This window comes from Streptosporangium sp. NPDC049644 (assembly GCF_040675205.1).
GTDB lineage: Bacteria > Actinomycetota > Actinomycetes > Streptosporangiales > Streptosporangiaceae > Streptosporangium > Streptosporangium fukuiense.
In genome coordinates this window covers 154,533-180,174 of sequence record NZ_JBFAOJ010000007.1, presented here as the reverse complement: position 1 = coordinate 180,174, position 25,642 = coordinate 154,533, and the positions used below count along the sequence as shown (strand labels likewise).

The following is a 25,642-nucleotide window of genomic DNA, read 5'->3' as shown; positions in this document are numbered from 1 at the left end:
AAACGGTTTTCACCATGAGCGGCGGCCGGGTCGACCTGGAGCGCCGCCCGGTGCTCCGCGGGATCGACCTGTCCGTCGAGCCCGGTGAGGCGGTGGCCGTGCTCGGCGCGAACGGGTCGGGGAAGTCCACCCTCATCCGCGCCCTGCTCGGCCTCATCCCCCTGTCGGGCGGCGAGACCCTGCTGTACGGCAGGCCCCCCGCCCGGTTCCGCGAGTGGTGGCGGATCGGCTACGTGCCCCAGCGGCTCTCGGTGGGCGGCGGCGTGCCGACCACGATCCGCGAGGTCGTCGCCTCGGGACGGATCGCCAGGCAGCGGCGCCTGCGGCCGACCAGCGCGGCCGACCGGGAGGCGACCGGCCGGGCGCTGGCCGCCGTCGGCCTGGCCCACCGCGCCCTCGACCCGGTGCAGGCCCTGTCCGGCGGCCAGCAGCAGCGGGTGCTGATCGCCCGGGCCCTCGCCGGGGAGCCCGACACCTTCGTCATGGACGAACCCACCGCCGGCGTCGACTCCGGGAGCCAGAAGCTCCTCGCCGAGACCCTGTCCGTGCTCGTGGAGCAGGGCAAGACGGTCCTGCTGGTCGCGCACGAGCTCGGCCCGCTGGAACCTCTGATCACCCGAGCGGTGGTCCTGCGGGACGGATACGTCTGCCACGACGGCCCGCCGCCGCACGCCGTCGGCACCCACGCGCTGCCCGGCCACGACCACGTGCACCCGCACGCCGAGGAGGAGCCGGTGAGCCCGCTCGACTGGAGACCCACGTCGTGATCGAGCTTCTGCAGTTCGACTTCATGCGGCGGGCGCTGATCGCCGCCCTCCTGGTCGGCCTGGTCGCGCCCGCCATCGGCACGTTCATGGTCCAGCGCCGCCTGGCCCTGCTGGGTGACGGCATCGGGCACGTCGCGCTGACCGGCGTGGCCCTGGGCTTCCTGACCGGGACCGCCCCGGTGCTGACCGCCGTACTGGTCTCCGTGCTCGGCGCCGTGGCCATCGAACTGGTCCGCGCGCGCGGCAGGACCAGCGGTGACGTGGCGCTCGCGCTGCTGTTCTACGGCGGCATCGCCGGGGGCGTGCTGCTCATCTCGCTGGCCCCGGGCGGCAGCAACGCCACCTTGACGTCCTACCTGTTCGGCTCGATCAGCAGCGTCCCCGTCGAGGACGTGTGGGTGATCGGTCTGCTGGCGACGGCGGTCCTCGGCGTGCTGGTCGTCTTCGGGCGGGAGCTCTACGTGCTCTGCCAGGACGAGGAGGTCGCCAGGGCCAGCGGTCTGCCGGTCCGCTTCCTCAGCCTGCTGATCGCCGTGACCGCCGCGCTGACCGTGGTCATCGCCATGCGCGTGGTGGGACTGCTTCTGGTCAGCGCGCTGATGGTGGTGCCGGTGGCGACCAGCCAGCAGCTCACCCGGAGTTTCACGAGCACGATGCTGCTTTCCATGCTTTTCGGGATGATCTCCACGGTCGGCGGCCTGACCTCATCCTTCTACGTCGAGGTCCCGCCGGGCGCGGTCATCGTGATCGTTGCTCTCACGGGGTTCGTCCTCGCCCTCGGGCTCGGTAGATTCATACGCCGAAGTCGACCTCAGGAGTCCATCCCATGAGCAACAGGCGTGATGCCGTCCACGCGGTCCTCCGTCAGAGCGAGGGTTTCCGCAGCGCGCAGGACGTCTACGCGGAGATGCGCGCGGAAGGCGCCAAGATCGGACTGACCACCGTCTACCGGGCGCTCCAGGCGCTCGCCGACACCGGTCACGTCGACGTGCTGAGAACCGACGACGGCGAGTCGGTCTACCGGGCGTGCGCCAGCGGCGACCACCATCACCACCTGGTCTGCCGCACCTGCGGCCGTACGGTGGAGGTGGCCGGACCCGCGGTGGAGCGCTGGGCCGAGGCCATCGGCTCCGAGCACGGGTTCACCGAGATCACCCACACCCTGGAGATCTTCGGAACCTGCGCCGCCTGCTCCACAGCCGCCAAACCGGCCCGTACGCCGAGTCGCGCCTGAGCCCGCCGGGATCCCCGGCGGGCCGGGTCCCGGACGGCCGATCCGCGCGCGGGGCCCCGCACCGGGCGGCACGGCGAACGCGGCGGGGCGCCCCCGGACGCACCGCCACCGAGGACCACGCCCGCCGGGCGCTCACATGGCGTGCCATCGCGATGTGAGTGCGAGAGAGAAGACACGAAGGTCCACCGGAGAGATACGCTTCCGACACGGCAAGCCACCGCGAGCCCACGCGGTAACCGCTTTCTACAGGAGTCAACATGCCATTCGGACATGACATGGTGCACTCACTCGCCACCGCGGTCGACCTGGTCAACACCTCCCCCTCCACCGGAGGCGAGGACACTCTCACCGACCTGCGGGAACTCGGCGACTTCGTGGCACGCTGGGAGGTCAGCGGGATCGGCGAACTGGACGCCGCCGACCTGGCCCAGGTGCGCGCCCTGCGCGAGGCCTTCCACAAGGTCTTCACCGCCCCGGACCAGCCCACCGCGGTCATCCGGCTGAACACCTTGCTGAGCGGGACCCGCATCACCCCGCGCCTGGCGGAGCACGACGGCCACCCCCTGCACGTCCACTACTTCGCGCCGGACGCCTCACTCCACGAGCACCTGGCGGCCGACATCGGGGTCGCCCTGGCCCACCTGCTCGTCGAGGACGAGTGGGAACGCCTGCGCACCTGCTCGGCGCCGGACTGCGACCACGTCTTCGTGGACGAGTCCCGCAACCGCTCGCGGGTCTACTGTGACAGCCGCACCTGCGGGAACCGGATGCACGTGGCCGCCTACCGCGCGCGGCGCCGGGCCTGACGTCACTCCCGGCGCGTCGAGGGCGCCCGGGACCCGCGCGCTATTCCGCGACCACGTTCGGCACGGCTCCGCCGTACCTCCTGTCGCGCTTGGCGTACGTCTCGCAGGCCTCCCACAGATCACGGCGATCGAAGTCGGGCCAGAGGCGGTTGAGGAAGACCATCTCGGCGTACGCCGTCTGCCAGATCAGGAAGTTGGAGATGCGCTGCTCGCCGGAGGAGCGCACGAACAGGTCGACGTCGGGGATCTGCGGCTCGTCCAGGTAGCGGGCGAAGGTCTCCTCCTTCACCCGGCCCGGCTTGACCTTCCCCTCGGCGATGTCCTGCGCCAGGCGCAGCGCGGCGTCCACGATCTCGGCACGGCCGCCGTAGTTGACGCAGAACTGCAGGGTCAGCGTGGAGTTGCCCTCGGTCATCCGCTCGGCGTCGCGCAACTCCTGGATGACGCTCCGCCACAGCCGCCCGGGGCGGCCCGCCCAGCGGACCCGCACGCCCATCGCGTGGAGCTGATCCCTGCGGCGGCGGATCACGTCGCGGTTGAAACCCATCAGGAAGCGGACCTCGTCGGGGGATCGCTTCCAGTTCTCCGTGGAGAAGGCGTAGGCGGACAGGTAGGGGATGCCGAGCTCGATCGCGCCCTCGATCACGTCGAAGAGCGACGCCTCACCCGCCTTGTGCCCCTCGGTACGGGGCAGGCCACGCTGCTTGGCCCACCGGCCGTTGCCGTCCATCACGATCGCCACGTGCCGCGGCACGAGGTCGCGCGGGATCGCGGGCGGGGTTGCGCCGGAGGGGTGCGGGACGGGCGGGCGGACGTTCACGTGGCGAGCTCCCTTTCTACGTGTCGAAGAGAGCGTATGCCGTGTTCGAGGTGCCACTGGAGGTACGCGGCGACCAGGCCGCTGCACTCGGCCCGGTGCCTGGCCCCCGAGGCGTCGGCGGTGGGCCAGTCCCCCTTGAGGAGCGCGACCATCAGGGCCAGGGTCTCCCCCTCGGGGACCGCCGCGCCCGCGGGACGGCAGGCCCCGCAGACCACGCCGCCGGCCACGATGGCGAAGGCCCGCACCGAGACCGCCTTGCAGCGGGCGCAGGCCTCCAGGGCGGGGGCGTAACCGGCGACCGCCAGAGAGCGCAGGAAGTAGGCGTCCAGCACGAGTCTGGCCTCGTGGGCGCCGGAACCGAGCGTGCGCAGGCCGCCGACCAGCAGCAGGAACTGGCGGAGGGCCGGTTCCTTCTCTCCCATGATCAGACGGTCGGCGGTCTCCAGCATCGCGGTTCCCGCCGTGTAGCGCGGATAGTCCGCGACGAGCGGCCGGCCGTACGGCTGGATGGTCTCGGCCTGGGTGATCACGTCGAGGGTGCGGCCGGTGTGCAGCTGGAGATCGACATGGGTGAACGGTTCGAGCCGGCTGCCAAATCGTGATGTGGTGCGCCGGACGCCCTTGGCGACCCCCCGGATCTTGCCCATCCGCCGGGTCAGGACCGTGACGATGCGATCGGCCTCGCCCAGCTTGTGGGTGCGCAGCACGATGCCGTCATCACGGTACAGACTCACCCGCACAGTGTAGTGACAGTGTGGTGGGGGCGTGGGACGGTTCACTTGGCAGAGGTGCAACCATGATCAAACGACACGGATAGATCACTGGTGCGTGTTGTTCACCCAAAACTCACTAAACTTTGGCCTCTGACGCAACGTATCCTCCGCTACACCGCCTCACACCCGTCTCCGCACGAAAGGGTGCCATGCCCCGCGTGGTCCTGCTGGGCTCATCGCCCGGCCCCGATGCCGCTACCGGCCAGGCGACGCCGCCCGCCGCGTTGACCCTGCCCGCGCTCGCCGGCTGCCCCACGGTGATCGGTAAGCTGCACGGCCAGCTCGCCTCGCTCGACTCCGAGCCGGTGACGATCGCCCGATCGAGCGAGGCCGCCGCCTACCGCGGTTTCCCCGGCAGGCTCGTCGAGACCTCCGACCTGGCCGGCGATCTGCGCGCCCTGGCCGACGCGGTCGAGGACGCCACCGAGAACCTGCTCATCCTGCCCGCCAACTCGCTGATCCACGACGAGCTGATCTACCAGATCACCAAGTCGAAGCGCGGAGCGCTCGCGCTGATCGTCAGGGAGCCCCGGGAGGAGGACGAGAACGGCGACGCCATCGTCCCCGACGTCCCGATCGAGGAGGCGCTGCCGGAGATCGGCGACCGGACGCTGGAGGGCCTGCCCGTCCGGGTACGTGCCCGCAAGTCCCGCGTGATCTCGGTGGGCTCGGCCTTCCACGGGGTGACCAGGCCCAACGCGGTCCTGCTCGGCCCGCTGCACCTGCACCACAAGCACGCGCCCGTCCTCGCCGAGGCCGCCCGCGAACTGGCCGACCTGGCCCACCTGCTGGGTCCCGACGACGACCTGGTCCAGTTGCTGGTCCTGGGCCTGGTCCGCAAGGGCGTCTCGGTCGGCGTCCGCGGCCGCCGGGACCTGTTCTACCGCCGGGTGTCCACCGCCGGGCAGGCCACCGAGGCGCTGGCCGAGATGGCCACCTTCAACGAGGACCGGGCCAGGCTGAACAACGCGGTGAAGGGCGCCGACGGTTTCTTCACCACCTACTTCGTCAGCACCTACTCCCGGTTCATCGCCCGCTGGGCGGCCAGGCGGGGGCTGACCCCCAACCAGGTCACGCTGATCTCGATCGCGCTGGGCGTGGCCGCGGCGCTGTGCTTCGCCACCGGCGAGCGGGCCGGGATGGTCGCGGGCGGTGTGCTGATCTACTTCGCGTTCGTGTTCGACTGCGTGGACGGCCAGGTGGCGCGGTACGCCCGCAAGTTCGGCGTGCTCGGGGCATGGCTGGACGCGACCTTCGACCGGTTCAAGGAGTACGTGGTCTTCGCCGGTCTGGCGGTCGGCGCGGCGGTCTCGGGTGTCGGCGACGTGTGGACGCTGGCGCTGATCGCGCTCGGTGTGCAGTCCATCAGGCACCTGCTCGACTTCTCCTACGGCGCGGCGAACCGGCGCAAGCCCCCGTCGCCGCTGCCCTCGGTGCCGCTGTCGGTCAGCGCGGACACCGGTCTTCGCCAGGCGCTGGAGCAGCGCAGGGTCGCCCAGGCCGGCGGGATCCGCAACCTGCTGAAGATGTGGGGCAGGGCCGGCAGGTTCCGGGCCGTGCACTGGGCCCGCAAGATGATCGTGTTCCCCATCGGTGAGCGCTTCGCCGCCATCGCGATCGTCAGCGCCCTGTTCGACGCCAGGATCACCTTCCTGACACTGATCATCTGGGGTGGCATCGGCGCCGCCTACTCGCTCACCGGACGCCTGATGAGGTCTCTCGCATGATCACCCAGCCACAGACCATCCCCGCTCCGGACCCGTACGAGGAGCGGCTGCGCGTCCAGACCGCGCGGCTGCTCGCCTACCGCGACGACGGCCCGCTGGTGACGCTGCTGCGTGACAAGGTCGGCCCCGGGCTGCCCCCGGTGCCCGCCACACTCGCCGCACTGCTGGCGATCATCGCGATGGCGGTGACCGGGATGCTGGTGGACGGACCGATCCTGCTCGTTCCGGTGCTGATCATGATCGTCCTGGTGCTGCCCACCGCGGCCCGTGACCATCTCGGCAAGCTCGACTGGCTGGCGCCGCCGCTGATCCGCGGTGCCGAGTTCCTCACGATCATCCTGATCGGCCTGGCGGCCGACGCGCCCAAGTGGCTGCTGTACGTGCTGATCTACGTGATCGGCTACCACACCTACGACACGGTGTACCGGACGCGGCAGAGCATCTGGCCGGCCCCCTGGGTCTTCCGCGCCGGCCTGGGCTGGGAGCTCAGGCTGCTGCTGATCGGCGCCGGCGCCGCGCTGGGCGTGCTGACCTGGGTGCTGGCCGCGCTCACCCTCTACCTCGGTGTGCTGTTCGCCGTCGAGAGCGTGACGAGCTGGGTCGGCCTGGACAAGCAGACGGCGCTCGCCCAGGCGGGCGACGACCTGGAGGCCTCTCCCGAGGAGGCCCAGGAGCAGGCCACCGGCGAGGCCGAGCAGACCTGACCCGAGATCTCCCTCATCGCGGATGCCGCCGGACAGGTCAACTGTCCGGCGGCATTTCGTTGACATGACCGGACAGACGACCGGGCGCACGACGACACGGATACACCCCGGGGTGCCACGGGGCGCCACGTGCCGCCACGTGCCGCCACGAGGGCACCTGGCGCACCGGAGGGGACGTCGGGGGCGCCCCGGACGCCGCGAACACGGGCGGACCGCCGACCGCGAGCGCGGGCGGACCGCTCGCCGTGAACCCGGACGGACCCGAAGCGATATACAGGTCAGCGTGGAACTGGACAGGCTGGATCGCGACATCATCGGGGCGCTCGTCGAGGACGCCCGAGCCACATACGCGGAGATAGGACAGCGGGTGGGCCTGTCGGCGTCGGCGGTGAAACGCCGGGTGGACCGGCTGCGCGAGACCGGCGCCATCACCGGGTTCACCGCCAGGGTGGAGCCCGCGGCGCTCGGTTGGACCACCGAGGCCTACGTGGAGCTGTTCTGCGCGGGAAAGACCTCACCGTCGGAGATCGGAGTGGCCATCGGCCGCCATCCCGAGGTGGTCTCGGCGTGCACCATCACCGGCGAGGCCGACGCGCTGCTGCACATCAGGGCCACCGATGTGCGGCACGTGGAGAGGGTGATCGAGCGCATCGCCTCGGAGCCGTTCGTGGTGCGGACCAAGAGCTCCATCGTGCTCTCCCGGCTGATCGAGGCGCCGCTGATGACCTCGCGCGGCGAACCGTTCATCGCCCCGCACAACGAATCACCGTTCATCGCCTGAAGCGCGCAAGAAACCTGCGCCAGAACGCAAGGGCAAGCTCTTGGCCTGCGAGAACACCGTTTCCTAGGCTGATGTCGCCGCCACTGGGCCGGCATTTCACCACGACCTTCGATACGGGGTTATTCATGACGAGGCACTACCTCATGTGTCGGCCCGACCACTTCGCGGTTGAGTACGCGATCAACCCGTGGATGCACCCCGAGGCCGGTGCCGACCGCGAGGTGGCGATCAGCCAGTGGGAGACGCTCAGGAGCGCCTACCAGGAGCTCGGCCACCGCGTCAGCCTCATCGACCCGGTGGAGGGCCTGCCGGACATGGTCTTCGCCGCCAACGGGGCGCTGGTGGTCGGCGGCCGCGTGTACGGCGCGCGGTTCACCCACCCGCAGCGGGCGGCCGAGGGGCCCGCCTACCTGGATTGGTTCGTCGACAACGGCTACGAGCGGGCCCAGGAGGCGACCTTCACCAACGAGGGCGAGGGGGACTTCCTCACCCTCGACCACCTGGTGCTGGCCGGCACCGGCTTCCGCACCGACATCTTCGCCCACAAGGAGGCCCAGGAGTTCCTCGGCCGGCCGGTGGTCACCCTGCAGCTGGTGGATCCGCGGTTCTACCACCTGGACACCGCCCTCTTCCCGCTGAACGGACATAACGTGGCATACTTCCCAGGGGCTTTCTCTCCTGGAAGCCAGGAGGTGCTCCGCGCCCTCTTCCCCGACGCCATCATCGCGAGTGAGGGCGACGCCTCCGTGCTGGGCCTCAACGCGGTCAGCGACGGCACCAACGTGGTGATCAACATCGAGGCCACCGACCTCCAGCTGGAGCTCAAGCGCCGGGGCTTCGAGGTCATCCCCGTGGACCTGTCGGAGCTCCGCAAGGCCGGGGGCGGTCCGAAATGCTGCACGCTGGAGATCAGGGGATAGTGCCGGGCGAAACGGCCACGGACCTAGGAGGGGCGGATACCGAATGACCAGCACGGACGACTTCATCGAGCTGAGCGAGCGCCGCAGCGCTCACAACTACCATCCCCTGCCCGTCGTGATATCCGAGGCGCAGGGTGCCTGGGTGGTCGACGTGGAGGGCAGGCGCTTCCTGGACTGCCTGTCCGGCTACTCCTCGCTGAACTTCGGGCACGGCAATCCGAAGATCATCGCAGCGGCCCAGGAGCAGCTGTCCAGGCTCACCCTGACCAGCCGGGCCTTCTTCCACGACCAGTTCGCCACCTTCGCCGCCGGGCTGGGCGACCTCACCGGCAAGGACATGGTCCTGCCGATGAACACCGGCGCCGAGGCCGTGGAGACCGCGATCAAGGTGGCCCGCAAGTGGGGCTACGAGGTCAAGGGGGTGGCCGCCGAGCAGGCCAACATCATCGTGATGGAGGACAACTTCCACGGCCGCACCACCACGATCGTCAGCTTCTCCACCGACCCCGACGCCCACGACGGATTCGGCCCGTACACCCCCGGCTTCAAGGTCGTGAAGTACGGCTCCGTCGAGGCGATCCACGAGGTCATCGACGCCAACACCGTCGCGGTGCTGCTGGAGCCCATCCAGGGCGAGGCCGGCGTGCTGGTCCCGCCGGACGGGTACCTCACCGAGGTCCGCGAGCTGTGTACCGCGGAGAACATCCTGATGATCGCCGACGAGATCCAGTCGGGTCTGGGCCGCACCGGCGACACCTTCGCCTGCGACCACGAGGGCGTCGTCCCCGACATCTACGTACTGGGCAAGGCCCTGGGCGGCGGCGTCGTCCCGGTCTCGGCGATCACCGCGAACGAGGATGTGCTCGGTGTGATCAGGCCGGGGCAGCACGGCTCCACCTTCGGCGGTAACCCCCTCGCCTGCGCGGTCGCGAACGCGGTCATCGAGATGCTCGGCACCGGCGAGTACCAGGCGCGGGCCAGGGAGCTCGGCGAGGTCATGCACGAGAGGCTGCGCGGCCTGATCGGCCAGGGCGTGGTCACCGTCCGCGGCCGCGGCCTGTGGGCGGGCGTCGACATCGACCCGTCCCTGGCCAGCGGGCGTGAGGTCTCCAAGGCGCTCATGGCCCATGGCGTCCTGGCCAAGGACACTCACGGCTCGACGGTCCGTCTCGCCCCGCCGATCGTCATCTCCGAGGAGGACCTCGTCTGGGCGATCGACCAGCTCGGCGCCGTCCTCGCCGAGCTGGCGGAGTGAGCCACCGGCCCTGACGGGCCGAACACCGGGAGCCGCCCCTGACTCCCAGATGGGGACCAGGGGGCGGCTCCCGGCGGTACTTTCTCGGTTCGAGATGATCCTGTATTAGATGGTCTCCGGATGACTCCGGCCGAGCCGGCCGATGTTCCAGGCCGTCTTGAGGACTTCGCGGGCGAGGTGTTCACCTCCTTCGCGCTTGCGTATGCTTCAGATTCTGTTGGCGGCCTGGACCGGCTTGTGCCCCACCTGCTGTCAACGACCACCGTGACGAACCAGCGAAGTATTGCTAGATCCCCTCCAACTCCACCGTGGCGATCTCTGAGATGTCGGTTCCGGTGGCGGTCTCCCAGCGGACGGACGTCGGGGCGGTGTCCAGGGAGAGCACGGCCACCGCGTTGGAGAACCACGGGCCGTTGGTGATCCGCCACTTGAAGGGCGCCTTGGGGATCTTGGCCAGGCGGGACAGGGAGCGTCCGATCAGGCTGGCGACGCCGAACTGGGCGACGATGTTGGCCAGGCGGAGTGTGCGACTCAGCGGGTTGCGGATCGGCGAGCAGACCAGCTGGTAGATGGGGAGCCCGCGCGCCTTCGAGACATAGGAGTAGTGCACGTCTCCGGAGAGTATGATCACCGGCCTGCCCAGCCCGGCCAGCAGCCTGGACAGGTCCTCGAAGGAGCGCCGGAAGGCCGCCCAGTGCTCCAGGTCCAGCCCCTGGCGCAGCGCCTCCGACCAGCGGGCCACCCTGGCGCCCCAGGCCCCCTGCGCCAGCGCCTCGTTCCAGTTCTGGATGTGATGGATGCCCGCGGGGAGCAGGAACGGCACCGAGGAGCCGATCACGTAGCGCTTCGCGCCGTCCCTGCGGAGCTGCTCGGTGAGCCACTCCCACTCCACCGGGTCGATCATGCGCCGGTCGCCGGGGGTGAGCTGGCGGGAGCAACGGGAGTCGAGCATGATCAGACGGGTGTCGCCGAGGTCGCGGGCGTAGCTCCACCGGCTGTCGGCGGGTACGTCGTAGGCGTGGTCGGCGAAGGCGTCGAGGACCTCCGCGCCGTCGGCCTCGGCCGCGCAGACCTTGCTGAGCAGCTCGTCGGCGGCGCGCTCCGCCGGCGACATGTTGCCCAGGTGCTGGTAGACCCAGTAGGCGCCGATTCCGGAGATCACCCGGCGCCGCCACCACGGAACGTGCTCCATCTGCTCGCGCCAGGTGCTGGAGGTGTTGAAATCGTCGCGCAGGTCGTGGTCGTCGAAGATCATCGCGGTGGGCACCGTGGAGAGGATCCAGCGGATCTCCGGGTCGGTCCACGCCAGGCGGTACAGCTCGGCGTACTCCTCGAAGTCGGCGATCTCCTTCTTCGGCTCGCTGTCCCTGCGGTTTCCGATGAACTCCAGCATCTCGGCGGAGGGCTCGTCGGCATAGACCTGGTCGCCGAGGAGCAGCAGCAGGTCGGGCCAGCGATCCTCGGGCGTCTCCATCAGGGTGCAGCCGTACGCGCGCAGCATGTCCACCCCGTGGGAGATCGTGTGCAGGGTGTCGTGCGGCACGCTGGTCCGGCAGGAGCCGAACATCACCCGGTCCGGCCCGTCGGGGCCGAGCAGGCGGATGCGGCTGGGCGGCTGGTCGGGCAACGGCCACACGGTCTCGGCACCCAGGCGTACCTGGTAGGTCCCGCCACCCGCCACGTCAACGATCGCGTAGTGGTGACCGTGCACCGTGAACGTCCTGGCCTGCGAGCTCGCGCCGTCGACCTCGACCGTCACCTCGCACGGCTCGCTCGTCTCCAGCCATACCGACGCGCTCGTCTCGTCGACGTAACGCAGCATCGGTCCGACTACAAGTTCCGGCACCTTCATCCCCTCAGTCACCGCATGACGGCAGGAATCCTTACTGGAAGCCCACCAGATCCTTACCTTCCCCCCAGATTGCCCAGAGACGCGGGCAGATAACAACGCACCATCCGGTCGCGGTGACGCGACCGGGCCTCGGAGCGGTCACGAGAACGAAACACTGCCCGTCCCCGCAGGCAAAAAACCACACCTACTCTGATCGTGACCATGTGCTCCGTACGGAGGTTTCCCTTGAGGACGCTCACGGTGCCGTCGACGACGCCGGCCACCACCGCTCCCGTCAGCCCAGGCCGGCAGGCCCTCGACTCCGCGCTCTTCCAGCTCGACCAGGCGGCCGACCGGCTGGACCTGGACGACAGCCTGCGCGCCGTGCTCGCCACTCCCCGCCGCTCGCTCACCGTGTCGGTCCCGGTCCGCCGTGAGGACGGCCGGATGGACGTCGTGCAGGGTTTCCGGGTGCAGCACAACATCACCCGCGGCCCGGCGAAGGGCGGCATCCGTTTCCACCCTGGCACCGACGTACACGAGGTCACCGCGCTGGCCATGGGGATGACGTGGAAGTGCGCGCTGGCCGGCATCCCGTACGGAGGCGCCCAGGGCGGCGTCTCGGTGGACCCCGCCTCGCTGAGCGCCCGGGAGCTGGAGCGGGTCACCCGCCGCTACGTCAACGAGGTGCTGCCGATCGTCGGCCCCGAGCGGGACGTCCCGGCCCCCGAGGTCGGCACCGACAGGCGGACCATGGCCTGGATCATGGACACCTACTCGGTGAACGCGGGCTACCCGGTGCCCGGCGTGATGGCCGACGGATCGGCGGCCTGCGGCGGCGCGCCGGAGCGGGCGGAGGCCACCTCACGCGGCGTGCGGTTCGCCACGCTCAGGGCGATGCGCGGCTCCCCCGGGGGCCGTACCGTCGCGGTCCAGGGCTTCGGCAAGGTCGGCGCCCCCGCCGCGCGCCACCTCGCCGACGCGGGCGCTCTCGTGGTCGCGGTCTCCGACAGCACCGGGGCCGTGGTCAACCGTTCGGGCCTGGACGTCGACGGTCTGCGGGCGTGGTCGAAGGAGACCGGCGGGGTGCGCGGATACCCCGAGGCGGACCCGCTGTCCCACGACGACCTGCTGGAACTCGACGTGGACGTGCTCGTTCCGGCGGCTCTGGAGGGAGCGATCACCGAGGAGAACGCCCCCCGGATCAGAGCCGGCCTGATCGTGGAGGGCGCCAGCTGCCCCACCACGCCCGGGGCGGACCGGATCCTCGCCGACGCGGGTGTCACGGTGGTCCCCGACATCCTGGCCAACGCGGGCGGTGTGATCGTCTCCTACCTGGAGTGGCTGCAGGAGGCACAGGCTCGCTCCTGGAGCGCTCGCGAGGTGGACGCCAGGCTCCGCGGCCTCGTGGAGAACGCGTTCGACACGGTCGCGGAGGTCTCGGCCGAGTGCGGGATCACTCTGCGCCAGGCCGCCCATGTGATCGGCGTCGGCCGGGTCGCCGAGGCGCACCGCTCGCGCGGGCTCTGATCCCGAGGTCGCGTCCCGTCGCACGCTACCGGGCCGCGGCGGTGACGATGTCCTCGCAGATCGCGTGGGTGGCCAGGGCGTCGCCGGCGTCGAGGACGGTGCCGGAGCGGACCGCGTCGAGGAACTCCAGGCAGAGCTGCTCGATACCCCGCTGCCGGGAGACCGGGGTCCAGTCGCCCCGCCTGGTCAGGGTCTCGGCGCCGGTGTGGTCGGTCACGTCGGCCATGTTGACCACCCGGCGCTTGGCCCCACCGCCCATGACCTCCACGCTCTCCTCCGCCAGGCCGCCCACCCTGTTCATGATCCCGAAGGCGGTGAAGCCGTCCCCGGAGAGCTCCAGCGTCACGTGCTCCAGCAGCCCCTCCCTGACCCGGGTGCGGACGACGGTGTGCTCGACCTCGCCCGGCATCAGGAACCTGAGCGTGTCCACAACGTGAATGAAATCGTCGTAGACGACGGTCCGCGGGTCGTCCGGAAGGCGCGCACGGTGCTTCTGCATCACCACCAGGTCGCGGGGAAGATCGCGCAGAGCGGCGTAGGACGGCGCCCTGCGGCGGTTGAAACCGACGAGCAGCGACCGCTCGCTCTCCCGCGCGAGCCGCACCAGGCGCTCGGCCTCGGCGAGGGTGTAGGCGATCGGCTTGTCCAGGTAGACGTGGACGCCGGCTCGCAGCAGCGACTCGACGACCCCTCCGTGCGCCTCCGTCGCGACATGCACGAAGGCCGCCTCGACCCCCGCGCCGAGCACCTCGTCCACCGAGGAGAGCCGGCGTTCGACCCGGTAGGCGTCGCCCAGGCGGTCGAGTGTGGCACGGTCGCGAGTGCACAGGTGCAGGTCGAGGCCGGGGGTCGCGCCGAGGACGGGCAGGTATGCCTTCTGCGCGATGTCCCCGAGGCCGATGACAGCGATCTTCATGTTGAGAGCGTACTCAGACGTGCGCCCCTCCTCGGCGCGCGCGTCGCGCCCCCGCGCCGGCGCACGCGCCGTACGGCACGCGGCCCGCGTCGCTACGCCGCCGCGGCCAGGCGGTCGCGCCACCATGCGATCGTCGCGGTCAGTGCCTCGTCCATCGGGGTCGGCGCGATGCCGAAGGCCGCCTGGAAGTCATCCAAGTCCAGGACGAAGGGCCGGACGAACTGGTAGCGCAGTTCCTCCAGCTCGCCGAGCATCGGGGAGAAGGTCCCGGCGGCGCGTAGCAGCCAGTGGGGCATGGCCTTGACCCCCGGGTCGGGGATCCCGGCGAGCGCGCACAGCCGCCCGGCGACCTCGCGCACCGCCATCGGCTCGTTCGTCGGGACGTGCCACGCACGGCCCCAGGCCCGGTCGCCCTCGCCCGCCGCGACCAGGGCCCGCGCGACATCGGGCACATACGTCCAGCTGTGCGGCTGCGCGGGGTCACCGATGACGCGGACGGTCCGGCCCGCCAGCAGTCTGGGGACGAGCCTCTCTCCCAGGTGCGACTGGTCCAGGCAGCCGGGGCCGAAGTAGTCGGACCCGCGCACCTCGGTCACCCTGACCCGGCCCGCCCGGTGCGCGGCCAGGGCCTCCTGCCACATCCGGACCCGCACCTCGCCCTTGGCGCTGGGCGGGGTCAGCGGGTCGCTCTCCCGCATCGGCCCGGTGGGCGCGGCGTAGACGTAGAGGTTGCCGAGGATGACATATCCGGCGCCGGTGTCCTCGGCGGCGCCCAGCAGCGACGCGGCGAGCGGCGGCCAGTCGCGCGCCCACCGGTGGTAGGGCGGATTGACGCAGTTGTAGAGGACCGCGGCGCCCTCGGTCAGGGCGGTCAGTCCCGCGCGGTCGCCCGCGTCGGCGGCGACCCTGCGGATGCCCGGCAGCTCGGGTCCGGAGCCCGAGCGGCTGACCAGGACCACCTCGTGTCCCCGCCCGGCCAGCAACCGGGCGACCTCGGAGCCGACCTGACCGGCTCCCGCGATGACGTGCTTGGCCATGATGGTTCTTCCTTCACTGGTTCCAGATGAGCCGCAGCGCGGCGTTGACGACGAAGACGGTGGCGAAGGCGATCCCGGGGACGACGCGGCCGGCCATGACCAGCGCCGCGGCGCCGCCGCCGAACCAGAGCACCTCCAGGACGGCGCGGGCGAGACCGGTGAGCGGGATCATCGCGCCGTTGGCCGCGCCGAAGATCGCCCAGGCCGCGACGAACAGCGCCGGGCCACCGAGGCCGAGGAGTAGTTTCACCGGCCAGTTCGAGCCGGTGACGAAACCCCAGTAGCCGACCGAGGCCAGCACGCCCAGCTCCAGCAGGAACATGACGAGCAGGTTGGCGTTCCTGGCCAGGGAGATCATGGAGGCTCCTCAGAGATTGCCGTTCCGTTCTGAGAGCAATGCTCTCGCTAAAGAGCACCGCTCGTCAAGAGCAGTGCTCTCGTTTCTTTCCAGTGCTCTGATATGGTCGCGGCATGAGTTCGAGCCGCACCGCACGCGAGAGGGTCAGGGCCGAGCTGACCCGCGAGATCACCGACGTCGCCCGCCGGCAACTGGCCGTCGACGGCGCGAGCGGCCTGTCCCTGCGCGCGGTCGCCCGCGAGCTGGGCATGGCCTCCTCCGCGATCTACCGCTACTTCCCCTCCAAGGACGACCTGCTCACGGCCCTGATCATCGACGGCTACAACGCCCTCGGCGAGGCCGTGGAGAACGCCGACGCGGCCGTCCCGCACACCGAACACGCGGGCAGGTGGATGGCGGTCTGCCACGCCGTACGGGACTGGGCGCTGGTCCACCCGCACGAGTACGCCCTGCTGTACGGCTCCCCCGTCCCCGGCTACCAGGCCCCGCAGGACACCGTCCCCGCCGCAATCCGCGACACCGTCGTCTACGGCCGGATCGTCTCCGACGCCCACCGGGCCGGAGCCCTGAACCCGCCCGGCGACCACCCGCCCGTACCGCCGTCCTTCCGCGAGGACGCCGCACGCGTGCGCGAGCTGATGCCCGACGTTCCCGACGACGTGATCGTCCGCAGCCTGATCGCCTGGACCGGCCTGTTCGGCTGGATCAGCTTCGAGTTGTTCGGCCAGTTCAACAACACGATTATGGACCGCACCGCGGCCTTCGACCACACCATGCGCTGCCACGCGGCCATGCTCGGCCTACCCGCCTGACACCCGGCCTCCGAAGGGGCGACCGTCACAGCGCGAGGTCCCTTCGGACCCGCCCCTTTCGGAGATCCAGGTCACGACTTCGCGGCGGTCGGTAACGCTCGCCGGTTCAAAGTGATAAATGAGAATAATCAGCTCTTGAGTGAGTCGCCCCCAGCGAGAGGCACTGCCGACTTCATGGTGGAAAGTCCTATTCACGGTGAGGGTGTGACGGTTCGTGCCCTCTTCGAGCGGAACTCCTTCGCACTGGACTACTACCAGCGGGAGTACACCTGGACCCGGCACGAGGTCAGCACGCTGATCGACGACCTCAGTCAGCGCTTCCTCAGCCAGTGGAACCCCCTGCACGACCAGGAGGAGGCCGGCCGCTACGCCCCGTACTTCCTGGGCCCCTACGTCTACCACGAGAGCGACGGCCGCACCTTCCTCGTCGACGGCCAGCAGCGCGTCACCACCCTCCACCTCGTACTGATCTATCTCCGGCAACTGCTGCTCGACCAGGAGATGCCGATCAACGTCGACGAGCTGGAAGGGCTCACCTACACGGCGCGGCACGGCAGGCGGAGCTTCAAGGTCGGCAGCTCCGAGGAACTGTCCCGCGCACAGTTGCTCAACTCCCTGGTCACCGATTGGAACGGTCTCAAGGGGTTCACCCTGCCCGACGACGCGCACGTCTCGGTGCGCAACCTGCACGACCGGAGCAGGGAGATCGACGGGGAGTTCCCCGAGAAGTTGCGCGGCGAGGCCCTGGTGCCCTTCGTCCGGTGGCTGCTGGACCGGGTCTGCCTGGTCGGCATCCGGGCCCTCGACCAGGAGAACGGCCGCGAGATCTTCGTGTCGATGAACGACCGCGGGCTCCGGCTGAGCCACGTGGACCTGCTCAAGGGCCACCTCTTCCGGCGGATCGGCGAGCAGGCACGCGAGGGCCTGGGCAGGGAGTGGGCCGACATGCTGGCCCGGCTCACCACCGCCGAGACCGACTCCCCCGAGGCCAACACACCCAGCGCGTACGTCCGCTCGTTCCTGCTGGCGCAGTACGCGCACCTCGACAAGGACTCCGAGGACGCCGCCGAGATCGGGCGGGCCGTCCACGAGTGGATCCTGCGCAACGACGTCCAGCTGGGCCTCGGCCGCCCGGCAGAGGCCGAAAAGTTCGTGCGGAGGCTCACGGACGTGTCGAAACGCTACTGCGAACTGCTCCGCGCCTGCCGGGAGTTCAGCCCCGCCCTGGCCGCCGTCTACTTCAACGGCTACAACGGCATCGACGGCCAGTTCACCCTCCTGCTCTCCGTCGTCTCCCCCGACGACTCCGACGAGACGTTCACCCGGAAGACCTCGATGGTCGCGTCCTTCCTCGACCTCCTCTACGTGCGCAGGTGCGTCAACAACCTTCCCGTGCAGCGCCGCGACCTCGACGAGATCATCCACCGGCTGATTCCCGTCCTGCGGATCTGCCGGACCGTCGATGACGTCGCCACGGTCCTCGGCCGGGAGACCTCCCTGCTCGACCACGACTTCCGCGAACTGGCCTCCTTCGGGCTGCGGGCCAACAACCGCCGCGTGGTCCGCTACCTGCTCTCCCGGATGACCGCCCACGTCCAGCGCGCCTGCGAGGGCGGACAGCACGAGTACGACTTCCTGCGGGGACGGCGCGACTACGAGATCGAGCACATCTGGGCCAACCGCTTCGAACGGTACCGGGACGCCGTCAAGACCACCGCGGAGTTCTACATCCGGCGCAACCGCCTCGGCGCCCTGCTGCTCCTGCCCAAGTCGGTCAACGCGAGCTTCCGGGACGACCCCTACGCCAAGAAGATCGAGCACTACTACGCGGAGAACCGGCTCGCCGCCTCCCTGCATCCCAAGAGCCGCGTGCGCAACACCCCGTTCACGCACTACCTCAAGGACTCGGGGCTCGACAAGGCGTTCCGGCCCTGCCCCGAGTTCGGTGTGCGGGAGATCGAGGAGCGCCAGCACCTCTACCGGCTGCTCTGCGAGGAGATCTGGAACCCGGCCAGACTCGGTTTCCGTCTCCCGGTGATCCCCCTCCCGCCTCCCCCCGAGCCGCTCTCCGGCCGCCGCCACTACGGCGTCGAGGTCATCGACCTGATCGATCACGGACTGATAGCGGCGAACACCAAGATCTTCCGTACGGTCAGGGGCGAGGTCCACCACGCAACGATCGAGGAGGACGGCAGGATCAGGCTGGCGGCGACGGACCAGGCCTACCACTCCCTGTCCGCCGCCGGGGCGGCGGCCGCGGGGAGCAAGGCGTGCGCCGGCTGGGACGTCTGGCGCATCGACCGCGACGGCACGGCGATCCCGCTGAAACGCCTCCGCGAGGAGGCCATCACCCGCGGCCTCGTTTCCAGGAAGTGACGAACCGGTCGGGGGGGCGAGGCGCAGTCCGACGTCGGCGCTACCCGGCAGCGCCGTGGAGCAGGGGCAGTGCCGGAGTGTCCCGTTCGGCGAGGCGACCGGCCGGCGGACAGACCGTCACCTCGACACCGATGAGGTGGCACCGTCCGCGAAGAGACGATCGTTCACGAACGGGTTGCGGAACTTGCCCGTGGGGTCGAGGTCGGCGGCCAGCCGCCGGAAGTCCGGTAGCCGGTCGTACCGGGACGCCAGGCGCTCGGGGCCCATCAGGAAGAGTTTGCCCCAGTGGGGGCGGGCCTCGAAGGGCTCCAGCAGGTCCTCGATCACGGTGAGCACCCGGCGCACCGCGGGCCAGTCCTTCTTCCAGGTGAAGTGGACCGCGACGACGTCCTGGCGGTAGGAGGGACTCAGCCACAACTCGTCCGCCGCGACGGTGCGGATCTCCGACACCTGCAGGACGGGGGACACGACGTCCCTGACCCCGTCCAGCGCGCGGAGCGCGGCCAGGGCGTGGTGGCGCGGGAACAGATACTCCGACTGGAGCTCCTCCCCGCTGCTCGGAGTGAAGTCCAGGCGAAAGTGCGGCAGCCGGTCGTACCAGGGGCCGGGCACCCCCAGCTGCGCGGTGCAGTTGACGGCGGACAGCCCCGGCAGCGGGTGCCGGTCGGCCGGGGCGGCCATGGCGTCCAGCCAGCGCGCCGCCGGCTCCCACGGGCCGGGCTCGCCGTCGCGCCGCTTCACCCACACCTGGTCGATCACCGGGCCGTTCCATCCGGTGAACATGCTCACGCTGTACCCGGCCGAGGTGATCTCCTCGAAGTGCTCCTCAAGGCGCGCCCAGGGCAGGTTCTCGTAGACGTGCTGCCGCACCTCGAAGGCCGGGACGACGTCGAGGACGACCCTGGTGACGACACCCAGCGCGCCGAGCGCGACGACCGCCCCCGCGAAGCGGTCGCCGTCCCGATCCCGGCTGAGGAAGATGACCTCACCGTCGGCGGTGACCAGTTCGAGGCCGGAGACCGCGGTCGCCAGGTTGCCGTTGGCGTCGCCCGAGCCGTGCGTGGCCGTGGCGCAGGCACCGGCGACCGAGATGTGCGGCAGCGAGCCGAGATTGTGCAGCGCGTAGCCCGCACCGTGCAGATGGCGGCTCAGCTCGCCGTAACGCACCCCGGCGCCGACCGTGACCGTGCCGCGTGCCGGGTCGAGTTCGGGCCCACCCGGCAGACCCTCCAGCGAGACGAGATCACCGCCGGGGCGGTCGGCGATCTCGTTGAAGGAGTGCCGGGTGCCGAGTGCACGGACGGCGTCGCTACCGGCGACCAGTTCCTGGAGCTGCTCCACGCTGCCGGGGCGGTGGAACCGCACGGCGCCGTAGGTGATGTTGCCCGCCCAGTTCAGCAGCCGTCCGGTCACATCGTGCCCTCTCTACGCCTCGCGCCAGGCCGTGCACGGCGAACGCGCGCCGCATATGGATGGCCGTGCGAGGGCGCGACGACGGCATCGCCGCCCCAAGGGTATTTCAGACTCCTACGGTGGCGGAATGCCCCGCCGGCGTAGGAGCCGCCGGGGGGGCGGTGAGCACCCTCACCGGCGATCGGGCCGCCGTTTCATGACGGGCGCCGACGGGGGATGCTCACCGCCTCCGGCCCCGCGAGGGTGAGCACCTAGAACTCGAAGACCGGACCTGTCGCGGCGTGCATGTCGCACGCGTTACTGAAGGTCCGCCGGTACTGGATGTACTGGCCGTCCCAGGTGCCGGTCGCACTCGCCGTCGTGGGGTCGTACACCCGCGCGCACCCCATCCATGTCGGGCTGACCCGGGCCGGGTCGCCCTGCGCCGGGTAGAGCGCCGCACACGCGTCCGCCGCGCGCGGGTGCGTCCCGAAGACCGGCGAGCAACTGAGCTGGACGCTGCGGGTGCCCGCCCTGCCCGCGACGGTCAGCGAGAGATCCCTGCCCAGTGGTACGCCCACCGTCACGGGCCACGGCGGAATCGGGCGCGGTGGAATCGGGCGCGGCGGCCACGGAGTCGGCCACGGCGGAAGCGGCCATCCGGTCGGCCTTGGCGGGAACGGGCGCGGCGGCCACGGAGTCGGCCACGGCGGAGGCGGGGTCGGGCGAGGCGGAATCGGCTGACCCCACGTGCCGGGCGGCCACGGGAGCGGAGGCCGTGGCGGGAACGGAGGTCTCGGGGGCGGGATCATCGACCCGGGCCCCGGAGGCAGCGGCCCAGGTCCCGGAGGCATCGGCCCCGGAGGTATCGGCGGTCGCGGGGGCAGCGTGATCGATCCGGGTCCCGGAGGCATCGGCCGCGGCGGCCACGGAGGCGGGTCGGCGATCGGCCGGCCCGCGGCCGGGTCGGGCCCGCGGCCCGGCGGCTGCGGCAGCGCGTCCGCGGCAGCCGTCGTGCCACTGAGAAGAACGAGCCCGGCGGTGGCCAGGCCGAAGATACATCGCATGAATTCCCCCGATAAATACGAATTTCGTACATAGCCGAAAATGTCGCTTTCGGTTTGTTCGGGGGGAGCGAATTACACCCTGAGCTGCAAAAATGCTATGTCGCTAATGATGGGGCACCTCGGAGCGACTCGCCGTGGAATGCTATGAATTCACCAGTTTGGAAAGTGCTCGGCTGCCGGGCACATCCGGTTCGTACCGCCGGTCGCCGCCGCGGGCGGAGGAGCGCGCGGTCAGAGCGAACGGACGCCCAGCCGCCCCTCCAGCAGGAGGAGCAGCTCGCCGAGGAGTTCCGCCAGCTCCCGCTGCCGCTCCACGGCCAGGCCGGCCAGCAGCGACGCGTCGTAGTCGACCTGCTCGGGGAGCATCTGGTCGATGAGCGTACGGCCCTGCCCGGTGAGTGAGAGGTGGGACACCCGCCCGTCCCGGTCGTCGGGGCGGCGGGCCACCAGTCCGCGCTCCTCCAGGAACCGCAACCGCTTGGTGACGGCGGCGCCGGAGGCGAAGGTCTCCCTGGCGATCTGGCTGGGGGTGAGCTCCCGATCCAGCCGCCGCAGCGCACCGAGGATGTCGAACTCCGACCGGGTCAGACCGTGCTCGCGCAGCGGCGCGTCGGCGGCCTGCTGGATCAGCAGGGAACAGCGGTTGAGGCGGCCGATCACGGCCATCGGCGCGGTGTCCAGCCCCGGGTGGACACCGCGCCACTGGCGCATCACCTGCGCGACGATGTCCTCCACGCCCCCGCTTCCCTCACCCGTTGATCGAATTTGAGGCGACTCTATCCCGGACGGGTCCCCTCAGGCACGCGAGCGTACGGTGGCCCTCCTGCTCGGCGTGGGCGATCCGTTCCGCCGGCAGCACACGCTGCCACCACTCGCCGGCCGCGACCTCGGCGGCCTCCCGGAGTTCCACCAGGGCGGCGACGAGCAGGCCTCGGGCCCGGGAGATGTCGCCGGGCCCCGCCGAGCCGCTCGCCAGCAGATGTCCCGCCGCGGCCCGGGTGACGGCCACCCGGTGCAGGGCGGCGTCGATCCGGCCGGCGGTACGGCGGTTGGTCACCAGCAGGCAGCCGAGCAGTCCCGCCGCGACGCCCACACAGGTGTCCAGCCAGCGGTCGGCGATCAGCTGCCCGGCGGGCTGGTATCCGGAGAACTCGGTCAGCAGGAGGGCCATCGGGGTCACGCACACCGTGCCGAGCCAGTAGTTACGAGTGATCAACGCCTCGGCGCAGAACTGGAGGAACAGCACCAGCAGCACCAGCGTGAGCTGCCCGGTGCGGCTGATCGGCAGCAGCAGGGTGAAGACGAGAAGTCCGAACACGCTGCCGAGGGTGCGCTGCAGCGCCCGTTGCCAGGACAGCGTGGCGTTGGCCTGGAGGACGGAGGCGGCCATCACGACCGCCCAGTAGGGGTGACTGACCCCCAGTGCCATCGAGGTCAACCCGGCCAGCGCGGAGCCGACGGCGACCCTGATCCCGATCGGGAACAGCGCGGAGGCCGGATGGAACGCCCGCAGCAGGCTCGGCTCGCGGCTCCGGACGGCCCGTTCCATCGCGATGCCGGCCAGCTCGGCGGCCTCGTCCTCGGTGAGGCTCGTGCGGGGCAGCGGCCGGTTCCGGCGCAGGTCGGTGGCCCAGCCCGTCAGCCGGGCGGCCTCGGTGGTGAAACCTGTCGCGAGGGTCTCCTCGGCGTGTACCAGCAGGCGCTCCAGCGCGCCGCGGTTCGGGCTCGCGGGCACCGGCAGGAGAGTGCGCCAGGCGGCGTTCACCGCCGCGGCGGCGTCGTGGCGGGCCCGGGGTGTCGGGGTGCCGCCGGTGGAGGCCGCGTGCGGGAGCCGCGCGACCGCCTCCAGCGCGCGGGCGACGGCGATCCGCTGGGGCCCCTCGGGCCGGACGAGCGCCGGGGCCATGCAGACCAGCCAGGCAAGGATGGCGCCCAGTGCGGCGAGCGCCAGGTGAAAGGGCACCTCGGTGAGCCGCTGGGGGATGAAGGCACAGGTCGCAGCCATGAAGGTGAAGATCAGATTCCCGGGTGGGCCGATCCGGGTGGCGTCGCAGACCACCTTGTGCAGGGCGGCCAGCACCGCGGACACGATGATCAGGATCGCGGTGGACCGGGTGAGGCCGGACGCGACGAGCGCCACCCCCACCCCGCCGATCATGCCCAGCGCCACCCGGATCAGGCCGCGCGCCCGCGCCGCGTACGGCAGGCCGTGCCCGTACAGGGCGCACATCGCTCCGGCGGAGGTGTAGACCGCCAGATCCAGCCGGCCCACGGCGAGAAGGACCAGGTCGGGGATCGCCAGCGCGATGACCGCGCTGAGCGCGTGCTTGTGCCAGATGTCGCCGAACCGGCCGAGCCGGAACACCCCCCTCAGCGGCAGTCGCCGCCCCGGCCGTTCCTTCATGATCCCCGTTCATATGGTTAGCAAGTGTTTTACTTGTAAATCATATAGTGCCAGGACGACCGGTTTCCCCACGGCCCCGGCCACCCGCCGAGACGACTCGACCGCGCGCCCGCGGGTCACGCGGGAGGCGCGGTCGAGTGGACGACAGGTGACCTTGTGGGTCGTTGTCGGGCGCGTCGCCCCGGCGGGTCGTGCCGGGGGCTAGCGGTTGGCGCGGTTGACCGCGGAGATGACGGCCTTGAGCGCGGCGGCGGTGGTGTTGGCGTCGATGCCGACACCCCACAGGGCCTGACCGGCGATCTCGCACTCGATGTAGGAGGCGGCCTTGGCGTCGGTGCCGGCGCTCATTGCGTGCTCGGCGTAGTCGAGGACGCGAACCTCGACGCCGACCCTGGCCAGGGCCTCGCAGAAGGCGGAGATGGGGCCGTTGCCGACACCCTCGATCTCCCGGATCTCCCCGTCGATCCGCAGGTCGGCGCTGATCGCGTCCTTCTCGTCGCCCTGGGAGACCGTGCGGTGGGCCAGCAGGCCCAGCCGTCCCCACGGGCCGGCCTCGTTCGGCAGGTACTCGTCGCTGAAGATCTCGAACATCTGGGCCGGGCTCACCTCGCCGCCGAGGGCGTCGGTACGGCTCTGGACGACGCGGGAGAACTCGATCTGCAGGCGGCGCGGCAGGTCCAGCTGGTGGTCGGCCTTCATGATGTAGGCGACCCCGCCCTTGCCCGACTGGCTGTTGACCCTGATGACCGCCTCGTACGTGCGGCCGATGTCCTTGGGGTCGATCGGCAGGTAGGGGACCGCCCAGGTGAACTCCCCGACCGGGACGCCCGCGGCGGCCGCGTCGCGCTCCAGGTGCTCGAAGCCCTTCTTGATGGCGTCCTGGTGAGATCCGGAGAAGGCGGTGTAGACCAGCTCGCCGCCCCACGGGTGGCGCGGGTGGACGGGCAGCTGGGTGCAGTACTCGGTGATCCGGCGGATCTCATCGATGTCGGAGATGTCGACCTCCGGGTCGATGCCCTGCGAGAACAGGTTCATGCCCAGCGTGACCAGGCAGACGTTGCCGGTGCGCTCGCCGTTGCCGAACAGGCAGCCTTCGATCCGGTCCGCCCCGGCCAGGTAGCCCAGCTCGGCGGCGGCGACGGCGGTGCCCCGGTCGTTGTGGGGGTGCAGGGAGAGCACGATCGAGTCGCGATAGGCCAGGTTGCGGTGCATCCACTCGATCTGATCGGCGTAGATGTTGGGCGTGGACATCTCGACGGTGGCGGGCAGGTTGACGATGACCTTGCGGTCGGGGGTGGGCTGCCACACGTCGTTGACGGCGTCGCAGACCTCCACCGCGTACTCCAGCTCGGTGCCGGTGAAGGACTCCGGGGAGTACTGGAAGTAGATCTCCGTGTCGTCCATCTCGGCGGCCAGCTTCTTGCAGAGCTTGGCGCCCTCGACCGCGATCGCGGTGATGCCCTCGCGGTCCTGGCCGAAGACGACCCTGCGCTGGAGGGTGGAGGTGGAGTTGTACAGGTGGATGATCGCCTGCTTGGCCCCGCGCACCGACTCGAAGGTCCGCTCGATCAGCTCGGGCCTGGCCTGGGTCAGGACCTGGATCACCACGTCGTCGGGGATCAGCCCCTCTTCGATGATCTGCCGTACGAAGTCGAAGTCGGTCTGGGAGGCGGCGGGGAAGCCCACCTCGATCTCCTTGTAGCCCATCTTCACCAGCAGCTCGAACATCTTGAGCTTGCGGTGGGGGTCCATGGGGTCGATCAGCGCCTGGTTGCCGTCACGCAGGTCGACGGCACACCACCGGGGTGCCCGCTCGATGACCTTGTCCGGCCAGGTCCGGTCGGTCAGCCGGATCGGCTCGAAGGACTCGTAGCGCTTGAACGGCATGGGGCTGGGTTGCTGCTGCGGATACATGCAAAGGCTCCTCGACTGGGAAAACAATCGTGGCCGACACGCATGGCTCGCTCCGCGACGAGGGAGCCGGCCTTTACAGGCCCTCGTCGCGGCAGCTAAGAAGCAGCCCGCGCAGCATGCATTGCACGCTACCAGACGGCTTCGAATGCCCGAGCCCAGGTCTCACATGGCGGAACTCGAAGATCTCCGGGACGCCGTCCGAGGAAGGCGCGCGACGC

General features: G+C 70.4%; 23 protein-coding genes. 12 read left to right on the top strand and 11 right to left on the bottom strand.

Annotated elements, in window-relative coordinates; genetic code table 11:
* Window positions 1-14 precede the first annotated feature (14 nt).
* The 4 genes from AB0J58_RS06385 to AB0J58_RS06370 all read left to right on the top strand — a co-directional run bounded on the left by AB0J58_RS06385 (window position 15) and on the right by AB0J58_RS06370 (window position 2,807).
* Window positions 15-767 (top strand): metal ABC transporter ATP-binding protein, encoded by a 753-nt coding sequence (locus AB0J58_RS06385; protein WP_364211062.1) that lies wholly within the window; start codon window positions 15-17, stop codon window positions 765-767.
* Window positions 764-1,597: a metal ABC transporter permease gene (locus tag AB0J58_RS06380; protein WP_364211028.1), complete on the top strand. Its 834-nt coding sequence runs from the start codon at window positions 764-766 to the stop codon at window positions 1,595-1,597. Before AB0J58_RS06385 ends, AB0J58_RS06380 begins: the two co-directional genes overlap by 4 nt.
* Window positions 1,594-2,001, top strand: a complete 408-nt coding sequence (locus tag AB0J58_RS06375) for a transcriptional repressor (protein WP_364149130.1) — start codon at window positions 1,594-1,596, stop codon at window positions 1,999-2,001. The genes AB0J58_RS06380 and AB0J58_RS06375 overlap by 4 nt, the downstream gene beginning before the upstream one ends.
* Window positions 2,002-2,258: 257 nt before the next feature.
* A complete protein-coding gene (locus AB0J58_RS06370) occupies window positions 2,259-2,807 on the top strand; it encodes a CGNR zinc finger domain-containing protein (RefSeq protein WP_343978465.1) in 549 nt (182 codons plus the stop codon).
* Window positions 2,808-2,847: 40 nt separating this feature from the next.
* Here AB0J58_RS06370 and AB0J58_RS06365 read toward each other — a convergent pair whose 3' ends face one another.
* Both AB0J58_RS06365 and recO read right to left on the bottom strand, forming a co-directional pair.
* Window positions 2,848-3,627 carry an isoprenyl transferase gene (locus tag AB0J58_RS06365; protein WP_364149132.1) on the bottom strand — a complete coding sequence of 260 codons (780 nt, stop codon included), beginning with the start codon at window positions 3,625-3,627 and terminating at the stop codon, window positions 2,848-2,850.
* The gene (gene recO, locus AB0J58_RS06360; protein ID WP_343978471.1) at window positions 3,624-4,361 is read right to left on the bottom strand and encodes a DNA repair protein RecO; all 738 of its coding nucleotides are present in this window, start codon (window positions 4,359-4,361) and stop codon (window positions 3,624-3,626) included. The genes AB0J58_RS06365 and recO overlap by 4 nt, the downstream gene beginning before the upstream one ends.
* Window positions 4,362-4,549: 188 nt before the next feature.
* Here recO and AB0J58_RS06355 point away from each other — a divergent pair, with 188 nt between their 5' ends.
* From AB0J58_RS06355 to rocD, 5 genes are all read left to right on the top strand, one after another.
* Entirely contained in the window at window positions 4,550-6,127 is a 1,578-nt protein-coding gene (locus AB0J58_RS06355) for a CDP-alcohol phosphatidyltransferase family protein (RefSeq protein WP_364211025.1), read from the top strand.
* Window positions 6,124-6,831, top strand: coding sequence for a DUF5941 domain-containing protein (locus AB0J58_RS06350; RefSeq protein WP_364211022.1), 708 nt, complete (start codon window positions 6,124-6,126; stop codon window positions 6,829-6,831). The genes AB0J58_RS06355 and AB0J58_RS06350 overlap by 4 nt, the downstream gene beginning before the upstream one ends.
* Window positions 6,832-7,114: 283 nt before the next feature.
* Window positions 7,115-7,612, top strand: coding sequence for an Lrp/AsnC family transcriptional regulator (locus AB0J58_RS06345; RefSeq protein WP_030903905.1), 498 nt, complete (start codon window positions 7,115-7,117; stop codon window positions 7,610-7,612).
* A 125-nt stretch (window positions 7,613-7,737) separates the two neighbouring features.
* Complete coding sequence (ddaH, locus tag AB0J58_RS06340; RefSeq protein ID WP_364211019.1) at window positions 7,738-8,532, top strand: dimethylargininase; 795 nt, start codon at window positions 7,738-7,740, stop codon at window positions 8,530-8,532.
* A gap of 43 nt (window positions 8,533-8,575) precedes the next feature.
* Window positions 8,576-9,787 (top strand): ornithine--oxo-acid transaminase, encoded by a 1,212-nt coding sequence (rocD, locus tag AB0J58_RS06335; RefSeq protein WP_364149138.1) that lies wholly within the window; start codon window positions 8,576-8,578, stop codon window positions 9,785-9,787.
* Between the two features lie 286 nt (window positions 9,788-10,073).
* Here rocD and AB0J58_RS06330 read toward each other — a convergent pair whose 3' ends face one another.
* Complete coding sequence (locus tag AB0J58_RS06330; RefSeq protein ID WP_364211016.1) at window positions 10,074-11,609, bottom strand: alkaline phosphatase D family protein; 1,536 nt, start codon at window positions 11,607-11,609, stop codon at window positions 10,074-10,076.
* 255 nt (window positions 11,610-11,864) lie between these two features.
* On the opposite strand from AB0J58_RS06330, the gene AB0J58_RS06325 reads away from it, so the two are divergent.
* Window positions 11,865-13,148, top strand: a complete 1,284-nt coding sequence (locus AB0J58_RS06325; protein WP_364211013.1) for a Glu/Leu/Phe/Val dehydrogenase — start codon at window positions 11,865-11,867, stop codon at window positions 13,146-13,148.
* 25 nt (window positions 13,149-13,173) lie between these two features.
* Here AB0J58_RS06325 and AB0J58_RS06320 read toward each other — a convergent pair whose 3' ends face one another.
* From AB0J58_RS06320 to AB0J58_RS06310, 3 genes are all read right to left on the bottom strand, one after another.
* Complete coding sequence (locus tag AB0J58_RS06320) at window positions 13,174-14,064, bottom strand: Gfo/Idh/MocA family oxidoreductase (RefSeq protein ID WP_364211010.1); 891 nt, start codon at window positions 14,062-14,064, stop codon at window positions 13,174-13,176.
* 92 nt (window positions 14,065-14,156) lie between these two features.
* Window positions 14,157-15,101, bottom strand: a complete 945-nt coding sequence (locus tag AB0J58_RS06315; RefSeq protein ID WP_364211007.1) for an NAD-dependent epimerase/dehydratase family protein — start codon at window positions 15,099-15,101, stop codon at window positions 14,157-14,159.
* A gap of 13 nt (window positions 15,102-15,114) precedes the next feature.
* On the bottom strand, window positions 15,115-15,459 hold the full coding sequence (locus AB0J58_RS06310; protein WP_364211004.1) for a YrdB family protein: 345 nt from the start codon (window positions 15,457-15,459) through the stop codon (window positions 15,115-15,117).
* Between the two features lie 113 nt (window positions 15,460-15,572).
* Here AB0J58_RS06310 and AB0J58_RS06305 point away from each other — a divergent pair, with 113 nt between their 5' ends.
* Together AB0J58_RS06305 and AB0J58_RS06300 are read left to right on the top strand one after the other, a co-directional pair.
* Window positions 15,573-16,271 (top strand): TetR/AcrR family transcriptional regulator, encoded by a 699-nt coding sequence (locus AB0J58_RS06305; protein ID WP_364211001.1) that lies wholly within the window; start codon window positions 15,573-15,575, stop codon window positions 16,269-16,271.
* Between the two features lie 204 nt (window positions 16,272-16,475).
* Window positions 16,476-18,647 carry a DUF262 domain-containing protein gene (locus AB0J58_RS06300; protein WP_364210998.1) on the top strand — a complete coding sequence of 724 codons (2,172 nt, stop codon included), beginning with the start codon at window positions 16,476-16,478 and terminating at the stop codon, window positions 18,645-18,647.
* Between the two features lie 117 nt (window positions 18,648-18,764).
* Here the strand turns inward: AB0J58_RS06300 and AB0J58_RS06295 are convergent, their stop codons facing one another.
* The 5 genes from AB0J58_RS06295 to leuA form a co-directional block, all read right to left on the bottom strand.
* On the bottom strand, window positions 18,765-20,060 hold the full coding sequence (locus tag AB0J58_RS06295) for an FAD-binding protein (protein ID WP_364210995.1): 1,296 nt from the start codon (window positions 20,058-20,060) through the stop codon (window positions 18,765-18,767).
* Window positions 20,061-20,311: 251 nt separating this feature from the next.
* A complete protein-coding gene (locus tag AB0J58_RS06290; RefSeq protein WP_364210992.1) occupies window positions 20,312-20,620 on the bottom strand; it encodes an SSI family serine proteinase inhibitor in 309 nt (102 codons plus the stop codon).
* A 717-nt stretch (window positions 20,621-21,337) separates the two neighbouring features.
* Window positions 21,338-21,841 carry a MarR family transcriptional regulator gene (locus tag AB0J58_RS06285; RefSeq protein ID WP_364149144.1) on the bottom strand — a complete coding sequence of 168 codons (504 nt, stop codon included), beginning with the start codon at window positions 21,839-21,841 and terminating at the stop codon, window positions 21,338-21,340.
* A gap of 13 nt (window positions 21,842-21,854) precedes the next feature.
* Window positions 21,855-23,510, bottom strand: coding sequence for an FUSC family protein (locus tag AB0J58_RS06280; RefSeq protein ID WP_364210989.1), 1,656 nt, complete (start codon window positions 23,508-23,510; stop codon window positions 21,855-21,857).
* 201 nt (window positions 23,511-23,711) lie between these two features.
* Window positions 23,712-25,424 carry a 2-isopropylmalate synthase gene (gene leuA / locus AB0J58_RS06275; protein WP_364210986.1) on the bottom strand — a complete coding sequence of 571 codons (1,713 nt, stop codon included), beginning with the start codon at window positions 25,422-25,424 and terminating at the stop codon, window positions 23,712-23,714.
* Window positions 25,425-25,642: the final 218 nt, after the last annotated feature.